Here is a 17,974-nt window from a genome sequence, read left to right on the forward strand (position 1 = left end):
CCGCGTTCCTCTAAAGCACTTCCATCGTGCATACTGCACGATATACAAGACCCTCAGTCAGCAAGCCCTTCAATGACGAAATCTGCTTGCTCTGCTAGGTCAACAAGCAGTTCCGTCGGTGCGGGACGCGTGAACGTTGGTTTTTTAACATGAATCACTTCGGCAAGATCAAACCGTTCCTGCATCAATTCAGCAATGCGGTCAAGGAAGATATCGCTGCCGTTTTTCGTGATGTTCAGCAGTCCCATCACTTTTCCATCAAGGCTCTGAAGCCGCGGTGCGGGAAATTTCGCTGATGCGTCGCCTTGAGAAGTCGGATCAAGCAAAGTCGTATTTGGCATTATAAAAACCTCAAATATTCTGTTGCTGGCGAGGTTTGTAACCCCACCTATCCTTCAAGACATTATGTAGATGAACCGGATGCCTCCATCTGCAGTTGCTGCGACTTTGCCATCGCGTCTTCTGCTTCTTGGATCATCCCTTTTCGTTGATAACACATGGACAAACTGGTATATACAAGCGGGTCCTTCGGGTTGATTTCTATCGCCTTCTGGATAGCCGCAATGGCTTCATCGTATAGACTCATCCGTTCGTAGGCGTGTCCAAGCCCGAGAAATCCTTCAATATAGTCTGGGTAAGTTTCAATCAGTTCTTTAAAAGCATTAACAGCCGCTTCGAGGTCGTTATCAGCAAAATGGGTGAGTGCGACATCGTAAAGTTCTGCTTCGGTCGGCATCTTTTACGTCCTTTTATGAATTCCTAATAGGTTTAATGCATTTTATCAGAAAAGTCAGAAAATGTCAAAGATAAAATAGTATTGCACATCAGAGCGTTTTGCGATATGCTATGCGTATATGCTTTACCAACCTTGTTAAGGAGTCTGAAGTTTGCGCAATTACGCTGAAGTTACCGAACGCTTAAACCGTTTAGACGTGCCAATAGAATTACTCGGCACTGCCCATACTTACCCGATACATCAAATTCACTTAGCGTCTTCGGCGGGAACACCGAAACACATTCTTATCACTGGCGGTATGCACGGCGACGAACCTGCTGGTGTTGCGGCGGTTTTACAGTTCCTTGCGCGTGATAACACCGCACTCCTGAAAAACTTCTCGTTTTCAGTGATCCCTTGCATGAATCCATACGGTTACGTTCACAATACGCGTGAGACGTTTGACGACGTAGACATCAATCGCGCTTTTGAAACGGAAGATGTCGCCGAAGTCGCTATCGTCAAAAAAGCCTTAGGTCAAACGCAGTTCTCACTCGCGATAGATTTCCACGAAGACTACGATGCGACTGGATTTTACCTATATGAAGGCAAGCGGGACGAGAAATATATAGGTCCCAAACTCGCCACCGCTGCGAAAGCGATTGGTCCAATAGATCCCGAGGATCCGGGTGAAGATGCCCCCGATCTCGCTGAAGGTGTCTACAAAGTTGCCACTTCATGGGGAACACAAGGCTTGGCACCTTACCTGTTGCATTTTCATAGCGAACATGTTATTATCTCTGAGACACCGACAGTCTGGCAACTGGAACAACGCGTAGCACTCCATTTAACAATACTGGATACCGCGCTCAACATTATCTCAGAAAGGGACGTATAAATGGAAGATCAACAGATACTCTCAAATGTCAGGACGGCTTCTCAACCCTCAGCCCTAAAAATCACCGATATGCGTATCGTTCGGACGCAAACAGGTGGTCCTATTTTGAAACTGGACACGAATCAAGGCATTCACGGTCTCGGCGAGGTCCGCGATGGCGCGAGTCCGACATACGCACTGATGCTCAAAAGCCGTATTATCGGTGAGAATCCGTGTAATGTCGATAAAATCTTTCGGCAGGTTAAACAGTTCGGTCACCACGCTCGGCAAGGCGGCGGTATCTGTGGGATTGAGATGGCATTGATGGACCTCGCTGGTAAGGCTTATGGCGTGCCGTGCTATCAACTCGCTGGCGGTAAATTCCGGGACAAAATCCGATGCTATAGCGATACCCCGTCCTTCAAAGATCCTGAAAAAATGGGGAAAGTGCTCCAAGAACGCATGGACAGAGGGTTCACCTTTCTGAAGATGGACATCGGTATTGGACTGCTTCGCGGAACGCCGGGCACGGTCTCGGCACCCGCGGGGAATTTGGAAACCTCTAACCTGATGCACCCGTTTACTGGTATCCGTCTTACTGAAAAGGGTATTGCTATATTATGTGAATACGTGGAAACGGTTCGGGGCATTATTGGTTATGAGATACCACTCGCGGTGGATCATTTTGGGCATATCGGTATTGAGGACTGTATCCGCATCGCGAGGGCATTGGAGAAATACAATCTCGCGTGGTTAGAGGATATGGTGCCGTGGCAGTATACCGATCAGTATGTGCGTCTCTCGAACTCGTGTGCGACCCCCATCTGCACGGGTGAGGACATCTATTGCAAAGAGGATTTCATGCCACTGTTCGAGAGTCGAGGAATTGCCATAGCACACCCGGATATTGCGACATCCGGCGGGATTTTAGAGACGAAGAAGATCGGTGATCTGGCAGAAGAGCACGGCATTGCGATGGCTATGCACATGGCAGGCACGCCTATCGCCGCAATGGCGAGTGTCCATTGTGCTGCGGCGACATCCAATTTTATGGTGTTGGAAAACCACTCTGTTGACAATCCGTGGTGGGATGAGATGGTAACTGGCTTGCCGAATCCGATTATTGAAGACGGTTATATCAATGTCCCAGAGACACCGGGGTTAGGCATCGATCTTAACGAAGAGGTCATCCGCGAGCATCTCCACGCAGAAGAGACAGACTACTTCGCGCCGACGACAGAATGGGACTCCGAACGTTCACACGATAGGTTATGGAGTTAGGAATTTTGTTTGTAAGGGCGGACTGGACCTCCACATCCGCCCTACTTAAACAAGTTGCAGCACCCGGCAGATCGTTGAAAATCTGGAGGTTACAATAACGCCTAATATCGCATCGACCACATTTTCAGATTTGCCCACATTGTTGTGAGTTTACCATCTGCTTCAATAGCGGCAAATTCTTCGACATGGAACAGCAAATTTTCCATAAAAAGTTTTGCCATGTCTTTCGTGTTGTTATCGTTACCCGCGATATGGTATTTATCAGGCGCGATTGCCATCATCAGGAACTTACCTTTCCCGAATTCCGCCTCCATAATGACAGGTTCCCCTAAACTTTCCATCAGCACGTCAAAGCCCTTTTGAGAAGAGATGACTTCCCAGACAGTAGGCCAGCCCTGATGTTTCCAACCTTCAAACGTTTTTTGATCCATACGGTTCGGTTCGTTAAAGAGCGGATGGTCGGCTTGCAGTATTTCAAAAACTGGACTATCACGGTCACTACGAACACAACTCAATCCGGGTGGCAACCAATCCACATTCGCTTCGTTCTGATCAGCTTGGGTCGGTTCCCAGACGAGCCCCCCATTTTCGACGAAATCCTGAATCGTTTTTGCGTTTTTGTCAAGATTTTGATGCAATATAGGATTGTTAGTCAGCATGCTACCAATCAAAAAAATTTTAGTTTCTGCTTTGAGAGGTAACTTTCCACCTTCAAGTGCCTTTGTCAGATCATCGTACTCAACTTTAAACGCATCCAGGGTCTGACGTAACGCATCAACCTTTGTCCACTCGTCGGCAAAATCAACAACAGCAATTTTAGCAGCTTCTACAACCATTACATTCAAAACGAGCGTCAAAATACAGAGCGATGCAAACAAATGGGGAAACATAAGTTAATCTCCTTACGTGTAATACGTGTTTCCATGAGCTGAACCTCAAAATTATTGATAGTCACGGAAGACATAGCGTTGACGCCACGTCTGGTGGATGTTTCCTACGATTTGAAGGGTTTTGCTAAATGGGTGCCATCAGGCTCCACATACACATTATAACATAAATCCAAATTTGCAAAAAACACACATTGGCGCGCGAAACAAAAAAGGATAAACGCTATCAGCAGCAAGTTCAACTGCTTGCTCTCTGGGTCGCGAGTGGACTTCAAAGTCAAAAGCATTAAGTGTCTGAGTAGCATTGACTTACCATGTGTGATGGCTGAACCACCTGCTATAGACGATCGGCAAAAGAACACTCAAAAGGCATTTGCCACAGCGACCACATATAAAATGTTCACAACCTCATCGCCAATGTGTTTCATAGTTTCCCCTTTAAGTTTTTCCAAGGCATTCGGTGCTGCTGACTTTGATATCTTCACGTCCCTGCTGTTCAGCCAATTTTAACGCTGTTTGAAAATGAGAACGTGCTTCTTCACGCCGGTTGAGGGCAAGTTTTGTGGTCCCGCGATTGTAGTGTGCCTCTACAAATTCTGGATGCAGACGGATAGCTTCATCAAAATCAGGAATGGCGGCTTTGTATTCGCCAATTAACGTTTTCGCCGTGCCGCGATTGTAGTAAGCTTCGGCGTAATCGGGTTTCAGGCGAAGTGCCATGTCGTAGGCAGAAATGGCTTCTCTTACCCAACCCCCCCCGAAAGGATATTGCCCATTGAGAAGAAGGCATGGATAGTTACCTCCATTTCGCTCCATTCTAAGATAGCAGCAGGGCTATACCCTTTTTCAAGTTCCTGCATTTCTTCTGGTGTTAAGTCGCTTATTTCTATAATTTCCCATTCGTCGTTCCATTCAACGGGCTCCTCTTCTATCGGTTCCGGCGGAAGTTCTGACAACTTTGGGACGTTTTCGGTCTCATACCTTTCAACGAGAAACCCGACGAGCATCATTAGGGAGGTCGCAGGATGGTGTATATTTTCACCGACTGTGTCAACTAACTCTTCAAGCAGCGGTGAAAGTTGTCGGTAGTCACTTCTCAAGACGATGTTAAAACTAAGATCTTTGTCTCGATTCCCGATCTCAATTAGCAATTCCAGCACGTAAGCAAGCCAACGGTAATCGCTTTCTGAATAAGGAGCAACCTTCATAGTTTTGAGAAGGAGAAAGGGTTGTGTTACAAAAGGAGTTTGCTTTTCGGATTCAAACATACTCGGCTGCGTAGGTGTCGGAGGTGCCAATAGGGGCAATACATTTTTTGATGTTTGTGTGCTGGCTAACATTATTTTTTAAATCCTCTTGTTCCACTTATCATACTCCGCGTGCGTTAGCACTTTACGAATGGAGTTGATACTGTATAGATGCCAGAAGACGGACTTTGTTGCCGCCAATGTTGAAAACCGTCCAAATTCTCTTTAGGGTGGTGTACGAGCCCGTAGGCAGTCTTTCTTGAACTGTTACTGGAACTGGGTCCGCATGTGGAAATTTCTCACGCAACTCAACGATTGAACCGAAACTCTCTTGCTCTATCAACGCACGCCATCTGTTAAGTGCGGACCTAGAATTGGGGTGTTTCTGGACAAATTCGGTCAGTTTTTCTTGATTTCTGATATGCATAGGCTGTGTGATCTGCACGGTAGTGTGCTATTGTTATCCAGGTCCTTTTCATCTCCACTGAACGGTGCAGGTGCTTCCATCACAACAGTAACTATTATATCATCCCAAAATTGAAATGACAATGTTGATTTACTGTTTGAACGCATTTGCCACAGCGACCAAATCTAAGACATTGACAACACCATCGCCATTCACATCTGGGGCATTTCCCCCAAATCCATTGGCAACCGCAACCAAATCCAAAATGTTCACAATACCATCTTCATTGACATCGCGTCTGTCGGTTGTTCTTTTCAGGTAAATTTCACCGTCTAAATCGGGAAGCACATGCCAATGCCTATTTTCAACACCAGAATGCCAGCCTGACACTTTCTCAGGCAGATAGACCCAGCGTTCCTGACCACTTCTGTTATACACCGCCCAGCCGTTGGTGAATTCTCGGATAAATAGCCCATCTATTGTGCCACCTTTAGAGGTTTTGTGGAGGACACCCTTGCTTTCATCGCCACCGATTGGACGACCAAGGAGGGCATTCCAGAAGTCATACCAGATGTGTTCGTGATGCGGAATAAAGTCGCCTTTCTCATCAAACCCGTTAAAAAAACCCGATCGTCCCGTCGTGTAAAGGATGTATCCATCAGAATGTGTTAGACTCATTGTCGTAAAAAGCCGCATCCAACGTTTGTTTTCAGGGGCATCGGGAGCATATTGTCCGAACCCTTGGGGACGAAGCGAATTGATTTGTGGAGATCGAAGATTCTTTTCATTCCACAGGCGGGTATTTTCTACCGCTTGAAGGTATTTGTAACTATAGCCCCCTTGATGCCAAGGACCTATTTCCATGAAAGAACCGTTGACATATTCACTGTGAACCGGTACTTTACCATCGTTAGCGTTGACGAGGATGAGGAAGTCATCTCGGACCTGTTCGCGAACACCTTTTAGAATCTGGGCATGTGCCTCTATAATTTCTGTGCCACTCCAACACCGTTTGCAACGCCAAACAAAATCGATATTAAACATATCGTATAAATCGGTCTCATTCCTTATCACCTCATGGAATAACGGCAACGTAAACCTGTGAATGCCCGGAAACGTCTGAGGTATACACAACAGCCGTTTCATCTGGACTAAAGGAGGGATGTGGATGCGTCCATTGCGGTCCGTAGACCGTGTCTACCTTCATCTCCATCCAACTGAGTGCCTGCTCTCTATCGCCTGATTGCTGTGCGGCTGCCCAATCCTCGGCGAGTGCATACCGGTCGGTTTTCCACTGGCTCCCGCTGGATGAACTTTGCGGATAACAGATCGGCGTGTGTTCGCCTGTTTTCACATCAACGAGCCTTAAACCGATGTCAGGATGGACAGTGTCACATAGGACTTTTGTCCCGTCGCGATTGCTGGCGATGTGCCAGGCGTTGAAATCGGCGATTGTCTGCATCTGCAGCGTTTCCAGAGACATTCGCCGAAGCGCGTAGGGCCAATGCGTCACGATCAGTTCGTCCAACGCACCGAGGAAGGTTTCGTGGACAAGGAACTCGTTATTGTCGTGCTGATAAAGCGACTGGTTTTCTGTGCCGTCCCGTTTGAGAGTCCACATCCGAGGTGCCGGATCCCCGGAATACGCGATGAGGTCAGGATGTTTCGGATGAAATTGTGGATGGATAATCGTCTGATCTGGAGAGGTGTAGATGACCTCACCACCACTTCCATCGGTAGCGGTTACGGTGATGTGCGATTTGTCGTCGCGCTTCATCGCCGTTACGATGAATTGTTCATCTGCACTGACGCTGCATTCACCGAGGCTCCCACCCGGAAACTCTGCCAGCACACGTTCCTCAAGGGTATCAAGATGGATTGCTTTTATAGCGTCTGCTTGGGTGTAAAAGAGCTCAGTCCCGTCTTTAGAGATCACACCGGAGTAGCCGTGAATCTCGTCGGCATCGGTCAACTGGACGATGTCGCCATTGGGGAATTGTAGTTTGAAGAAATTCGGTTTTCCTGAACGGTAGGAGGTAAAGATAAGATGTCCTTGGTCGGGGGTGAACGAAGATGTCAGGAAGTAGAGGTTGTGGTTGATAGAGGTATCGTTTGTGAGTTGATAGATGTGCGCGCCCGTTTGGCTATCTTGCCATTCGCGGAGTTCTGAAGGATGAACGGACGCTTTGGCGTAGTTTGGCATAGTGTGCTCCTCGTGAGTCTGTTCATGAAATAATTTCTACAGATTGAACAGATGGTTTATTAGCTGCGTGCCTTCGCGAAAATCGGAGATGATGATGTCGGCTCCGGCGCGAATAAGACGTTCCCGTTTATCGGCGTTCATATTGTATATATTGCCCTCTACAGACGCAACCCCAACAGCGAGTGCTCCGACTTCTTTGGCGTTTTCGATTTCTACGTAGCCGTCCCCAACGATTAATAATTCGCTTCCGCTGAGGTTGAAATCCGTGATGATTTTCTGGATGACCATGGCTTTGGAAAACTTCTGGTATTCCCGCAATGCCCCGAAAATCCCACCGTCAAAGTATTCCGCAACACCGAGAAGTGATGCCTCATTTTTGACGAATTCGACATCTGTTCCACTGGCGAGATAGCAGCTGATCCCCATCTCACGCAGGCTTTGGAGGAATTCGAGCGACATCGGCACGCGAAGCGGATCGGCTGACAGTGTTCCCGCGGCGAGTCCCGCAATCCGTTCCTCAACGACAGGCAACAATCGACGGTTATATTCGTCTTTATAGGCGAGTGGATCCTTTGGTGTCCCACCACGTTTCTCGATTTCTTCGCTTAACTGGATCATTTGATAAATGGTCTGTTTACCGGTCAGTCTATCCACAAATTCAACGACGGTTGCTTCGAGCTGTTCTTGCGTCTCGGTGGTATGCGTTTCGGTCTGGAGATATTCAATCATCATTGGAACCATCACATTCTGCCAACCGTCTCGAATGAGGGAGATTGTTCCGTCAAAATCGAAGACGACGTGACAAATGTTTCCGACCTGGATTTCACGATGGATCTCAATGGCGGTGTTATCCAAAAAAGTGTTTTGCATGGGTATAGGTTTTACAGTTATCGGTTGTCAAAAAATATTGATTCTGCTTTTTTCCAATAGTATAATAGCGTTCAGAGCATTAAGCAAGGATTTTCCTTCTTTTAATTTTCCTCAGACAAAATAGGATAAATGGACGAAAAAGACATACTCAAAAAAATCCAACGCATTGAAATATTTACCAATCGGCTTGTTAACACTGTCTTTGCTGGAGAGTATGAAAGCGTCTTCAAAGGACAAGGGATTACCTTCGATGAGGTTCGCGAGTATCAGGTAGGCGATGAAATCCGCACAATCGATTGGAACGTCACGGCACGCATGGGCCAGGCTTACATCAAAAAGTACGTGGAAGAGCGTGAACTTGTCATGATGTTGGTTGTGGATATGAGTGCCTCGACCAGTTTCGGGAGTATCACAGAAACGAAGGCAGAAATTGCTGCCGAGATTGCAGCACTCCTCGCCTTTTCTGCGATAAAAAACAACGACAAAGTTGGACTTATCTGTTTTACGGACACCGTTGAGCATTTCGTCGCGCCCCGTAAGGGAAAAAGGCACGTCCTACGCGTCGTTCGGGATATTCTCCATTTTCAACCGAAGCAGTCCGGGACGAACATTGAAACGGCGTTAGCGTTCGCCGATCGGGTACTCAAGCCGCACAGCGTTGTGTTTCTCATCTCAGACTTCAAGGATTCGGGGTATGAAAAGCAGTTACGCCTGAGCAGTAAACAGCATTCGCTTATCGCTATTACCTTACAGGACAGGCGCGAGGTAGAATTGCCAAATGTTGGACTCATAGAACTGGAAGACGCGGAGAGCGGAGAGCGAGTCATTGTTGATACACGCTCCGAGACAGCCCGGGACCGCTATACGGAACTGAATCGGCGTGCCGATGCGGAACGCCGACACGTTTTTCGGGTAAATCAAGTGGATTCGATTCACATCAGAACGGACGAATCGTATGTGAAACCGCTTATCCAATTTTTCCGCCAACGTGCCGCCCGACGTCTTTAACTGTGATTTACTGATTATCCCTGCTACCGATTGCTTAGAATTCTATCCAAAAGATAGTAGTGACGGCGAGAATTTGTAGGCTTATGAGCAGATTAGAGGTAAAGAATTTAACACAAACCTTTGATCAGAAAAACACCTCATTGCGGGTTCTGGACGGCCTGAATCTCTCTGTTGATGATGGGGAGTTTGTCGCCCTGCTGGGTCCTTCTGGTTGTGGCAAAAGCACGCTTTTTAATATCATCTCTGGACTTCTCGTTCCAGATACTGGCGGAATTTACCTCAACGGCGAGCGTATCTATGGTAATACCGGAGATTTCGCCTACATGCAGCAGAAAGACCTCCTTTTACCGTGGCGGACAGTCATTAGGAACGTCCTCGTCGGACCAGAAATTCATAATGAACCGCTTGACACCGCGAAGATAGAGGCACAACAGCGTTTAGCACAACTCGGATTGAGCGGATTCGAAAATAGTTACCCGATGCAGCTTTCAGGGGGGATGCGGCAACGCGTTGCACTCGTCCGGACGCTTATGTTTCGAAAGAGAATCCTGCTTTTGGATGAACCTTTCGGAGCACTGGATGCGATGACCCGAACCGTCATGCAGTCTATTTTACTCGACATCTGGGCAGAAGACAAACAGACTGTGTTACTCATCACTCACGATGTTGAAGAGGCACTTCTACTCGCCGATAAAATCTATGTGTTGACGGCCAGACCCGCAACACAAAAAGCAGAGATACTTGTTCCCTTGCGGCGTCCGCGGAACATTACAGATGTTTCCCTCATTCGTTTGAAAAAGGAACTTCTGGCGGTATTACAGGTCGAAATGTCAACGGTTTTCGATGCAGGTTAACGCTCTTCAGCGTCTGAATCCTTTGTCAACGTCCGCCAAAATGAACGCGAAGGACGGTTCATGTTGTCAAACATCTCGTAATTCTCTTTTTTACAGAACTCGTAGAGTGCTTCTGTCAATGGAATGTCAAACCCAGAGGCTTCTGCTGCGGCGAGGAAATAGGGCAATTCCGGGTATTTGATGACGAGGGTTCCACCTTCCCCATCGATAATGCGCTTGGCGATTCTATCGAACTGTCCACGCCACCCTTCACCCATACCGACGGCTTCGCGAATCGCGGTCGGATCCACGCCTGCACATACACCGAACGCGATTGCCTCCATGAAGGCTGCATCGCCGAGTCCCATCGCCAATTGATTCACGCCTTTAACGATCTGCCCGGTGCCGCTCGGACCACAGTATACCACATATTTCGGTTCCCCGAGTACTTCTAAAATCGATCGGCATTTTTCGACAACCGCTGCATCACCACCGACAAAGATACGGAGTGTTCCGGTTTCGGATCCGTGTGGTCCTCCGCTTACCGGAGCATCTATCAAGGTCGCATTCTTTTCGGCGAATGCTCTGGCAATGCCCCGCGTTTTTTCCACTTCTGTCGTGCCTAAATCAATAAAGACGTGCCCCTCGCGCGCATTAGGGATGAGGTGTTGTTCTGCGACACTGCAAAAAATATCGGAAGATCGCAAACTGGTCATAATGACATCGCTATTTTTCAGAACGTCCTCGGTATCTTGACCTGCAGTCGCGCCTGTCGCAGCGAGTGCCGCGCATTTTGCGGCATCAATATCATATCCGATGAGGGGGTACCCGGCATTGTGAAGATTCTTCGCCATCCGCCCACCCATGTTTCCGAGTCCAATAAAACCGATTCTGCGGATTTTTAATTCTTCCTTGCGGTTAAATTTCATGCGTTTAAACTCCTGTGTGCGTTCCTCAAATCCGCACTCCATTACATTACGTGCTATGTGTTTTGACGTTATGCCGCACATATCCTTACTTCAGTCTCGACTTAACCCGAAACTTGCTCGCAATAAAATTGAGAGCAGCCCAAGGGACCCATAGTAAAAAAACGATTAGCCTACTGTTGGGGTCATCGTCCATGCGTCTAAACTGTTTAAAATTGCCTCGCCGCCGTGCGCGAAAATTGAGATGCCGAGGCTGTCAGCCCGGGTGGGATAGATACGCTGGGTTAGGCATAACCGACTGTTCGCGAAAACTTCCAGCACCGATCGATCTAAAAAGATATGGAGTTTCAGGGATTCTGCTTCAAGCAGTTTAAACGGTGCTTCCTGTGAATGTGTATAGCGTTCTCCGCCGTCTTCATCTTGTGGTGTCAGGCGCGGATATTTTACGTCGTCATCCAAAGTTGATTTCGTGAGATCAATTTGAAGGAATCCGTTGGCGGACGAATATACAATCGCGGTTTCCTCCTCACCATCAGGCGAACAGCGAACCTTTATACCGAATTCTGTAGCATCCCTCGGCTCAATTTCCACCTGTATTTCAAGACAATCACCCTTTACATCTTCAATCCCAATCTCCGTATCCGCATCGAGTCGGGTTGTTTCTTCCTGGTGATGCTGAGTTCGGAGTTTTTCGAGTTCTGGAGCAGGTTCGATACAAAGACCTCCGTCTGCATTCAACGATAGGATCCGCGGCAACGTCATCACAGAAGCCCAGCCGTATTTCTCCCATGGACGAACTTCGCGAATCCAACCGAAAAAGATACGGCGTCCCTTATCGTCAAGGAGCGTTTCGGGACCAGAAAGCTGTCCACCTTGCCAGTTCATACGTCCGTGTGTTTCAGGATAGAACTGTGCATCTTCGTAACGCCCGAGGTAGTAATGTGCCATACCGTAAGGACGATGCCCGTGCATCAGGAGCATATATTTATCGCCGATCGGAAAGAAATCGGGACAGGCGCAATCTTCAACCTCATCTGTCCAACGTCGCGAAGACGTGTAGAAGGGTCCGAGGTATTCCCACTGCATGCAGTCGTTCGAACGGAAAAGACTCGTCGCGTCGCCTTCGTATCCCGGTCGGCTGTTTTTGTTGCCGATGAGTGCATAATAGAAGCCATTTTCATACCATGCACACGGATCAAACACGTGGTATTCTTGCGGTTCGTCCGGTATTGGAATGACAGGGTTTGCGGGTGAAGGGTTCCAGTGAATCAAATCGTCGTCTTCACTGGTTGCGATGCAGGTCCCTTGATTGGGGACGTGATAGATGAAGGTCGGAATCGGCGCGTTCTCAATAGCGTCTCCGCTATATATGCCGCGCGGCATTGATCCATCAACCGCAGGTTTTATCGCCGGTGGATGGTGTATCCAATGCACCAGATCGCAGCTTGAGGAGTGGTCGAGGACTGGCAGCCATTCATCTGAATTTGGATTTGGCATGCGCCCAAGATAAAAGACGTGGTATCGCCCATTCCAGAAAATAGTGCAGTTTGCGTCGTTGAAAAATCCATCGGGTGGGAGCAGATGATAGCGTGGACGGTGGGGGTCTGCTGAGAGATATTCTCGCAATTCGCGCGCATTCCCGACGCGTTTATGAAGGTCGTCAGTTGTAAGTGCTGGTTCCATTTGCTGTGAGTTCTCCTCGAAAACTTGCTGTTCAGAAGATCGTTATTTCAAGTGTAGAAGGCGGTATCAGAGTATAGCATGTTAGGAGAGAAGTGGCAACAGAAATCGGGACACATCAAACCTATTTCAGTGTGTCTATAGAGACGTTTTTCCTTGAGGTTTTTTATTTTGTCTGTTATACTGCCTTGATTGGTTCTAACATCACTTGGGTCAGTGGATTTCGTCTCGTCTCAATAATTCTGATGGATCGTAACAGAGGAGTTTAGAGCATGACATACCTAATTGGATATGCCTTAATTCTGACGATACTCATTTTTGGAACGTTTGATGCGACAGCGGAAATTGTGTTACAAGAAGATTTTGAAGGCGAACTGGATTTAACTTCTAAATGGCAAACGGGTCATCCCAAATTTGTTTACCCAAAAGACGGTATCCTCTATTTAAACCAGAAGAAATCTGGTGGGGACTACGTGAGCCTCCGGTCTTTTGCAGTTTTCAGCGATGTCATCATCTATTACGAATGGTTCATCATTGAATGGAGTGGACAGGGTGATGGTGGCGGCGCACTCCGGCAGACACCGGATGGTTCTTATTGGATGCGCTGGTGGGGACGCAACAGTGTCAAAGTAACAACGAATAAAGATGGACCTGTCAATGCTTGGCAACCTTTTCCAGCGAAGGGGGGTCCGGCGTCGTCTAATTACAATGCGACATCTGACCATTTCATACTCAAAGCAGCGTTAATGACGCAGGAAAAGCGGGTGACCATTCATATATGGGATGTCACTGAGAAAAAGAAGATACAGGTCGCTGCGTGGGAAATCAAGGACGACACTTACAAGTCAGGCAATATCAGTTTTGATTGCTGGAAATTTGGTATTTATGGTGTTGATAATGTGATCGTTGCTACGCCTGAACACGAAGAAGAGATCTTCGCGGAAAATTTTGATCCACACGGTCTTGCCGTTCAACCGGAGGGAAAACTCACAACGACGTGGGGAGACCTGAAATTGAAGGGTTGGTAAACAGAAAGGATTTAGTCATGCAAAAATGTGCACTTATTAGCGGTAGAGGTATGGGTTTGATGCACGGCGGAAACTTCCACAACCATCCGGACGCGGAAGTGGTCGCGGTGTGCGATATGGACCCGGAACTCCTTGCGAAGGCAGCGGAACAATTCGGGGTTCCCGGATATTCAACGATTGAGGATCTCTTAGCAAATTGCGATGCGGAACTCGTTCTGCTCATTGTCAATGAGACGCGACGTATCCCACCGTTGCGGCAACTGCTCGAAGCAGGACGAAATATATTCACAGAGAAACCGCTCTGTGGATTGGAAGGACAAGCTCGGTTGCGTGAAGAGGATCTCCGAATCGCGGCACCTGCTATTGCAACATGGCGCGACTCTCATCTTAAGTTCGGGATCGATTTCAACTACCGATTTATGCACCATTTCCGTAAACTACACGATGATGTCGCCGAAAATCGATTGGGTGAGATTCGGATGGTACACGCCCGTGCACATTTCAACTGTTGGTCCCATGTCATTGATCAGATTCTCTGGACGGTCGGCAGACCGGAATGGGTAAGTGTTGTCGGAGATCCGAATGAAGCCGGGGGTTGGAGCCGTTTAATCCACATCGGTTGGGAAAATGGTGTCATCGGTTCCCTGAGCGGCACAAATCTGTGGGGTTACGACGATCACCCGCTGCGAGTTAAGGTTCTTGGCGATGAATTCTATGCGGAGGCAAAAGGCCTGGAGGGGTCGTACTGCCTGCGAAAAGCGAACAATTCGGAAATAGAGGAAGTCTGGGAAGCCGAAGATGACAGTCCAGAGATGCCGGAATCTTTCAAACGGATGGCTGATGGTGTGGTCAAGGCAATGCATGCCGATACACCCTTCCCTGCAGATGGCGAAGCGGCATGGAACGAGCTCCTGTTTGAGGCGGCAGTCCACAGGTCGGCCTTTCAGAACAATGCGCGCGTATATCTGAAAGATGTCGAAGAAGAAGCGAGTGCCTGAACAGGGCTACAGGATATGCGTTCCAGAACACGGATTGTTCGCATAGTCTTGCTTGAGTATCCAGTCAGCACCAAGACGGACAGCATAGGCGTAGTCTATCTCACTTCCAGTATGAATAGAGATTGTTGGTTCTTCTGGGAACTGACCTTTGTATCTGCGGTTCGCTGCGGCTTTCTGTCGGTTGATGATGATCTGTGTCTTTTTTACTTTTATATCCGTTTTATACCAATTTTGTATTGACAATAAACCCTGAAGACAGGTAAACTTAAAAGCATAAGGAGAGAAAAAGGTAACAGTCACGCAAAGTCAGAGATGTTAAATCTTTCTAAGCCTCCTTTAGCAGGGGATGCTACGAGACCGTCAAAACTCGATTTTCTCTTGCGTACTTTCTATATGGGGTGGGCTACAAAACCGCCCTATCCTCAATAAGCTATAAGCTCAATAGACTATAAATACTAAACTTTGGACAATTTTTAGAGGATACACCTGTCGCCCCGCTGGGGCTGAGACCTTGGGGGATACAGGGGTTCTACACACCTGTCGCCCCGCTGGGGCTGCCCCTCTCGGATTTTAGCGTTTATTTTTCTCCGAGTTGCGTTTCTACAAGGAACTCTCACAAAAATCAGAGATAGCGATGCACAGGAAACTAACAGCCTATGCTACAATTGTCCAAACTATAGTATAAATAGTATATCAAAATACTGCTGATTTAGCAAGTAATTATTAACCATACATCACCTTTTCTGCAGCATGAAATTTAGATATTTTCTAATACTCTTACTCATTATTACTTTTGGATGCAGTGAAAGCGAACAGCCTCTTAACGAAGATTCTGAAACTCTTAACGAAGATTCTGAAATCGCTATCGAAGAAACACCCACACTTGCACCCACAAATCCACCTGTGCAGATACAGGCATTATCTGGATCTAATTTTTTGGAATCGCGCGTATTGTTGGGAATGATGATCAATGGAGATTTTCTTCTACCAGACGGAAGTTATCTCTCCCCCGGTTGGGATCCAGTAGACCCTGGTAAAAAACGGCGGATAAGGGACGGCAAACTCATCAACAACACAAGCATGATTACTTCTGCGGGAACACCCACGAGCGTTTATCGTTTGCGGGAAGGTGAGCTCATGATAGAAGATGTCATCTTTAACAAAGAATATTTTTATCTTCAGTGGTTCGTGATGAATAACGAAATTGTTTTAGTCAATCTCTTAGAAGAAAAAATACCTTTTGTCGATGCGTGGGAACTCGCTGACTTACCGGAAGATGATCCCAGAGAAAAGCGTCTCGACGAAATTTGGGATGAATACAGGAAAAAAGTAGATAAAATTGTTGAAGAAAACAACCTTGTGATCGATCCTGCAGTGGGCTGGCGAGATCAAGAAGGTAATATTGCCAAAAAAGAACTCTTTGATGAACTGGAAGATCCATTCATCACATGGGAAAAAGAAGTAAGTACTCATCCATTTGCAACATACGTCTATATTGAAGCAAACAGCGATGTATTGGAAGTCAATATTAAGCATACTTACACCTATAAAGACGTAGCAGGAAATGAAAGAAAGATGCTGTTTGTAAAGATACTACGCAATCTCACACGCCCCCATATCACTTTTCCAAGACCTTTCTTCCCTTAAGTTTTTGAACTTAACGTAAATAGCCTTCGCTAAGTTCAACTGCAAAAGAAACGACAATTTGTATCATAACGCCAGTTTGAAAAAAAGTCCGAGAAGTTAAAATAAACGTCCATTCAGGAAAAAAGACGCTATTTTTACGGAATTAACCCCCTAAATCCCCCTTATCAAGGGGACTTTAAGAGAAAATGCGTCTGCCTTAAGTATTTATCAAACTCACGTTATCATACCATCTTTGAAGTCAGTAACACCCGGGAACGGCGTATAACCTGATGTCCTGCAACCATCTGCAATCTGAATCAAAGCATGCCGATCCCACGGGAGGTTACCTCTATCATCATTCAAAACACCTTTCCCTAAAATATCCTCCCCAAATCTCCCCACAGTCCAAACAGTGAAAGGGTTTTCTGGAATATAGTTTAAAGGATCATTGACACTTTTATCAGGGTACTTCATTAGAACGCGGCCAAAAATCAGCAAAAAAGTAATTTCAGCACTAACGTTAATGACCAGTAGGAAAAAACACAAACTCACAACGAAAAAAACTTTTTCATGAGAATCTCCTTCGGTTCTTCTCGTTATATTCCTATCAGAGGGTCTTGAGTGCGAGGTATTCTGATGACCCAAGGACGATTATTATATTGAAAGGTGAGCGTATACCCGTTCCTTCGCACAGCGTCATCATCGTCCTCCCAAGCGGTGCGGAACTCATTCGTTTGGAACGCTACTGGCTGATCGATACCTTCAACTTCTCTAAATTCTAAATTATACATGACAAACTCCTTTTTTACATCAATTTTTGGAAATTTTCTCTCATATTGCTCGGTCGCCACACCGCATAGTCAACACCAGCGCGGATCAGCTGACGTTGACAGTGTTTGAACAATTTCACTCATTGCCGAAGGTCTCCACACCGCATAATCCGCCCAGACGACTCCAGTACCTCACCCCAATCTTTTTGCACTTGCGCCAGCCATCGTTTCTCCGTCTTCAGCTCTCGGAACAATACTCGGTCTCTCACCAGCACCAGATCAAGGAACCCCGGCTCACATCGGCGGCTATCATAGGTATGGTATAGCAGCCAGCCAATCTGTTTTTCGATGTCAATAACTTCTGATTGAAACTGATTTTCAGTCATCTCTTTTCTCCACAACGACGACCTCCAACGGACTATCATTGGGTTCGCGAGAGACGAACACTCCTTCTAAATCCCCAGCCAATTTCGCACGTAAATGACACAAATGGTCTGCGATCTGTCTCAAGTATTCCTCTTGATTTCGCTGTGATTCAAGCATCTGTTCTTTGTATTCATGATCCATCATTTTCTTTTTCTCCTTTGCGGATTTGGGTCACAAAGGTCACATAGGGTGT

General features: G+C 46.9%; 20 protein-coding genes and 2 pseudogenes. 7 read left to right on the plus strand and 15 right to left on the minus strand.

The annotated features are described in order from the left end of the window. Nucleotides 1–53 precede the first annotated feature (53 nt). Entirely contained in the window at nucleotides 54–341 is a 288-nt protein-coding gene (locus tag F4X88_11850; GenBank protein MYA56985.1) for a hypothetical protein, read from the minus strand. Nucleotides 342–403: 62 nt separating this feature from the next. Continuing rightward, the gene (locus F4X88_11855) at nucleotides 404–736 is read right to left on the minus strand and encodes a tetratricopeptide repeat protein (protein ID MYA56986.1); all 333 of its coding nucleotides are present in this window, start codon (nucleotides 734–736) and stop codon (nucleotides 404–406) included. A 151-nt stretch (nucleotides 737–887) separates the two neighbouring features. Between F4X88_11855 and F4X88_11860 the strand changes: the two genes are divergently transcribed. Beyond that, nucleotides 888–1,613: a M14 family metallocarboxypeptidase gene (locus F4X88_11860; GenBank protein MYA56987.1), complete on the plus strand. Its 726-nt coding sequence runs from the start codon at nucleotides 888–890 to the stop codon at nucleotides 1,611–1,613. Continuing rightward, nucleotides 1,614–2,873 carry a mandelate racemase/muconate lactonizing enzyme family protein gene (locus F4X88_11865; protein MYA56988.1) on the plus strand — a complete coding sequence of 420 codons (1,260 nt, stop codon included), beginning with the start codon at nucleotides 1,614–1,616 and terminating at the stop codon, nucleotides 2,871–2,873. Nucleotides 2,874–2,974: 101 nt separating this feature from the next. Here the strand turns inward: F4X88_11865 and F4X88_11870 are convergent, their stop codons facing one another. From F4X88_11870 to F4X88_11900, 7 genes and pseudogenes are all read right to left on the minus strand, one after another. Next, nucleotides 2,975–3,763: a hypothetical protein gene (locus tag F4X88_11870; protein MYA56989.1), complete on the minus strand. Its 789-nt coding sequence runs from the start codon at nucleotides 3,761–3,763 to the stop codon at nucleotides 2,975–2,977. A gap of 435 nt (nucleotides 3,764–4,198) precedes the next feature. Continuing rightward, nucleotides 4,199–4,576: a tetratricopeptide repeat protein gene (locus F4X88_11875; protein ID MYA56990.1), complete on the minus strand. Its 378-nt coding sequence runs from the start codon at nucleotides 4,574–4,576 to the stop codon at nucleotides 4,199–4,201. After that, a complete protein-coding gene (locus F4X88_11880) occupies nucleotides 4,504–5,100 on the minus strand; it encodes a hypothetical protein (GenBank protein ID MYA56991.1) in 597 nt (198 codons plus the stop codon). Before F4X88_11880 ends, F4X88_11875 begins: the two co-directional genes overlap by 73 nt. A gap of 6 nt (nucleotides 5,101–5,106) precedes the next feature. After that, a pseudogene (locus F4X88_11885) lies at nucleotides 5,107–5,434 on the minus strand (type II toxin-antitoxin system HigB family toxin). A 129-nt stretch (nucleotides 5,435–5,563) separates the two neighbouring features. Continuing rightward, complete coding sequence (locus tag F4X88_11890) at nucleotides 5,564–6,457, minus strand: hypothetical protein (protein ID MYA56992.1); 894 nt, start codon at nucleotides 6,455–6,457, stop codon at nucleotides 5,564–5,566. A 31-nt stretch (nucleotides 6,458–6,488) separates the two neighbouring features. Then, the gene (locus F4X88_11895; GenBank protein ID MYA56993.1) at nucleotides 6,489–7,616 is read right to left on the minus strand and encodes a hypothetical protein; all 1,128 of its coding nucleotides are present in this window, start codon (nucleotides 7,614–7,616) and stop codon (nucleotides 6,489–6,491) included. A 36-nt stretch (nucleotides 7,617–7,652) separates the two neighbouring features. Then, nucleotides 7,653–8,486, minus strand: coding sequence for an HAD family hydrolase (locus F4X88_11900; protein ID MYA56994.1), 834 nt, complete (start codon nucleotides 8,484–8,486; stop codon nucleotides 7,653–7,655). 129 nt (nucleotides 8,487–8,615) lie between these two features. Here F4X88_11900 and F4X88_11905 point away from each other — a divergent pair, with 129 nt between their 5' ends. Together F4X88_11905 and F4X88_11910 are read left to right on the plus strand one after the other, a co-directional pair. After that, nucleotides 8,616–9,494 carry a DUF58 domain-containing protein gene (locus F4X88_11905; protein ID MYA56995.1) on the plus strand — a complete coding sequence of 293 codons (879 nt, stop codon included), beginning with the start codon at nucleotides 8,616–8,618 and terminating at the stop codon, nucleotides 9,492–9,494. Nucleotides 9,495–9,577: 83 nt separating this feature from the next. Then, on the plus strand, nucleotides 9,578–10,348 hold the full coding sequence (locus F4X88_11910) for an ABC transporter ATP-binding protein (protein MYA56996.1): 771 nt from the start codon (nucleotides 9,578–9,580) through the stop codon (nucleotides 10,346–10,348). Here the strand turns inward: F4X88_11910 and F4X88_11915 are convergent. Continuing rightward, nucleotides 10,345–11,337, minus strand: a complete 993-nt coding sequence (locus tag F4X88_11915) for an NAD(P)-dependent oxidoreductase (GenBank protein MYA56997.1) — start codon at nucleotides 11,335–11,337, stop codon at nucleotides 10,345–10,347. The two genes, F4X88_11910 and F4X88_11915, sit on opposite strands and share 4 nt — an antisense overlap. Nucleotides 11,338–11,421: 84 nt before the next feature. Beyond that, a complete protein-coding gene (locus F4X88_11920; GenBank protein MYA56998.1) occupies nucleotides 11,422–12,936 on the minus strand; it encodes a glycoside hydrolase family 32 protein in 1,515 nt (504 codons plus the stop codon). Between the two features lie 269 nt (nucleotides 12,937–13,205). Between F4X88_11920 and F4X88_11925 the strand changes: the two genes are divergently transcribed. After that, on the plus strand, nucleotides 13,206–13,961 hold the full coding sequence (locus F4X88_11925) for a hypothetical protein (GenBank protein MYA56999.1): 756 nt from the start codon (nucleotides 13,206–13,208) through the stop codon (nucleotides 13,959–13,961). Nucleotides 13,962–13,978: 17 nt separating this feature from the next. After that, nucleotides 13,979–14,959, plus strand: a complete 981-nt coding sequence (locus tag F4X88_11930; GenBank protein ID MYA57000.1) for a Gfo/Idh/MocA family oxidoreductase — start codon at nucleotides 13,979–13,981, stop codon at nucleotides 14,957–14,959. Between the two features lie 6 nt (nucleotides 14,960–14,965). Here the strand turns inward: F4X88_11930 and F4X88_11935 are convergent, their stop codons facing one another. Further along, entirely contained in the window at nucleotides 14,966–15,202 is a 237-nt protein-coding gene (locus F4X88_11935; GenBank protein MYA57001.1) for a hypothetical protein, read from the minus strand. A gap of 507 nt (nucleotides 15,203–15,709) precedes the next feature. On the opposite strand from F4X88_11935, the gene F4X88_11940 reads away from it, so the two are divergent. Then, nucleotides 15,710–16,606: a hypothetical protein gene (locus F4X88_11940; GenBank protein MYA57002.1), complete on the plus strand. Its 897-nt coding sequence runs from the start codon at nucleotides 15,710–15,712 to the stop codon at nucleotides 16,604–16,606. Between the two features lie 575 nt (nucleotides 16,607–17,181). Here the strand turns inward: F4X88_11940 and F4X88_11945 are convergent. The 3 genes and pseudogenes from F4X88_11945 to F4X88_11955 all read right to left on the minus strand — a co-directional run bounded on the left by F4X88_11945 (nucleotide 17,182) and on the right by F4X88_11955 (nucleotide 17,925). Then, the gene (locus tag F4X88_11945) at nucleotides 17,182–17,376 is read right to left on the minus strand and encodes a hypothetical protein (protein MYA57003.1); all 195 of its coding nucleotides are present in this window, start codon (nucleotides 17,374–17,376) and stop codon (nucleotides 17,182–17,184) included. 69 nt (nucleotides 17,377–17,445) lie between these two features. After that, nucleotides 17,446–17,741: pseudogene (locus tag F4X88_11950) on the minus strand (VRR-NUC domain-containing protein). Continuing rightward, nucleotides 17,734–17,925, minus strand: coding sequence for a hypothetical protein (locus F4X88_11955; protein ID MYA57004.1), 192 nt, complete (start codon nucleotides 17,923–17,925; stop codon nucleotides 17,734–17,736). The pseudogene F4X88_11950 and the gene F4X88_11955 overlap by 8 nt, the downstream one beginning before the upstream one ends. Nucleotides 17,926–17,974 lie beyond the last annotated feature (49 nt).

It is taken from the genome of Candidatus Poribacteria bacterium (assembly GCA_009839745.1).
GTDB lineage: Bacteria > Poribacteria > WGA-4E > WGA-4E > WGA-3G > WGA-3G.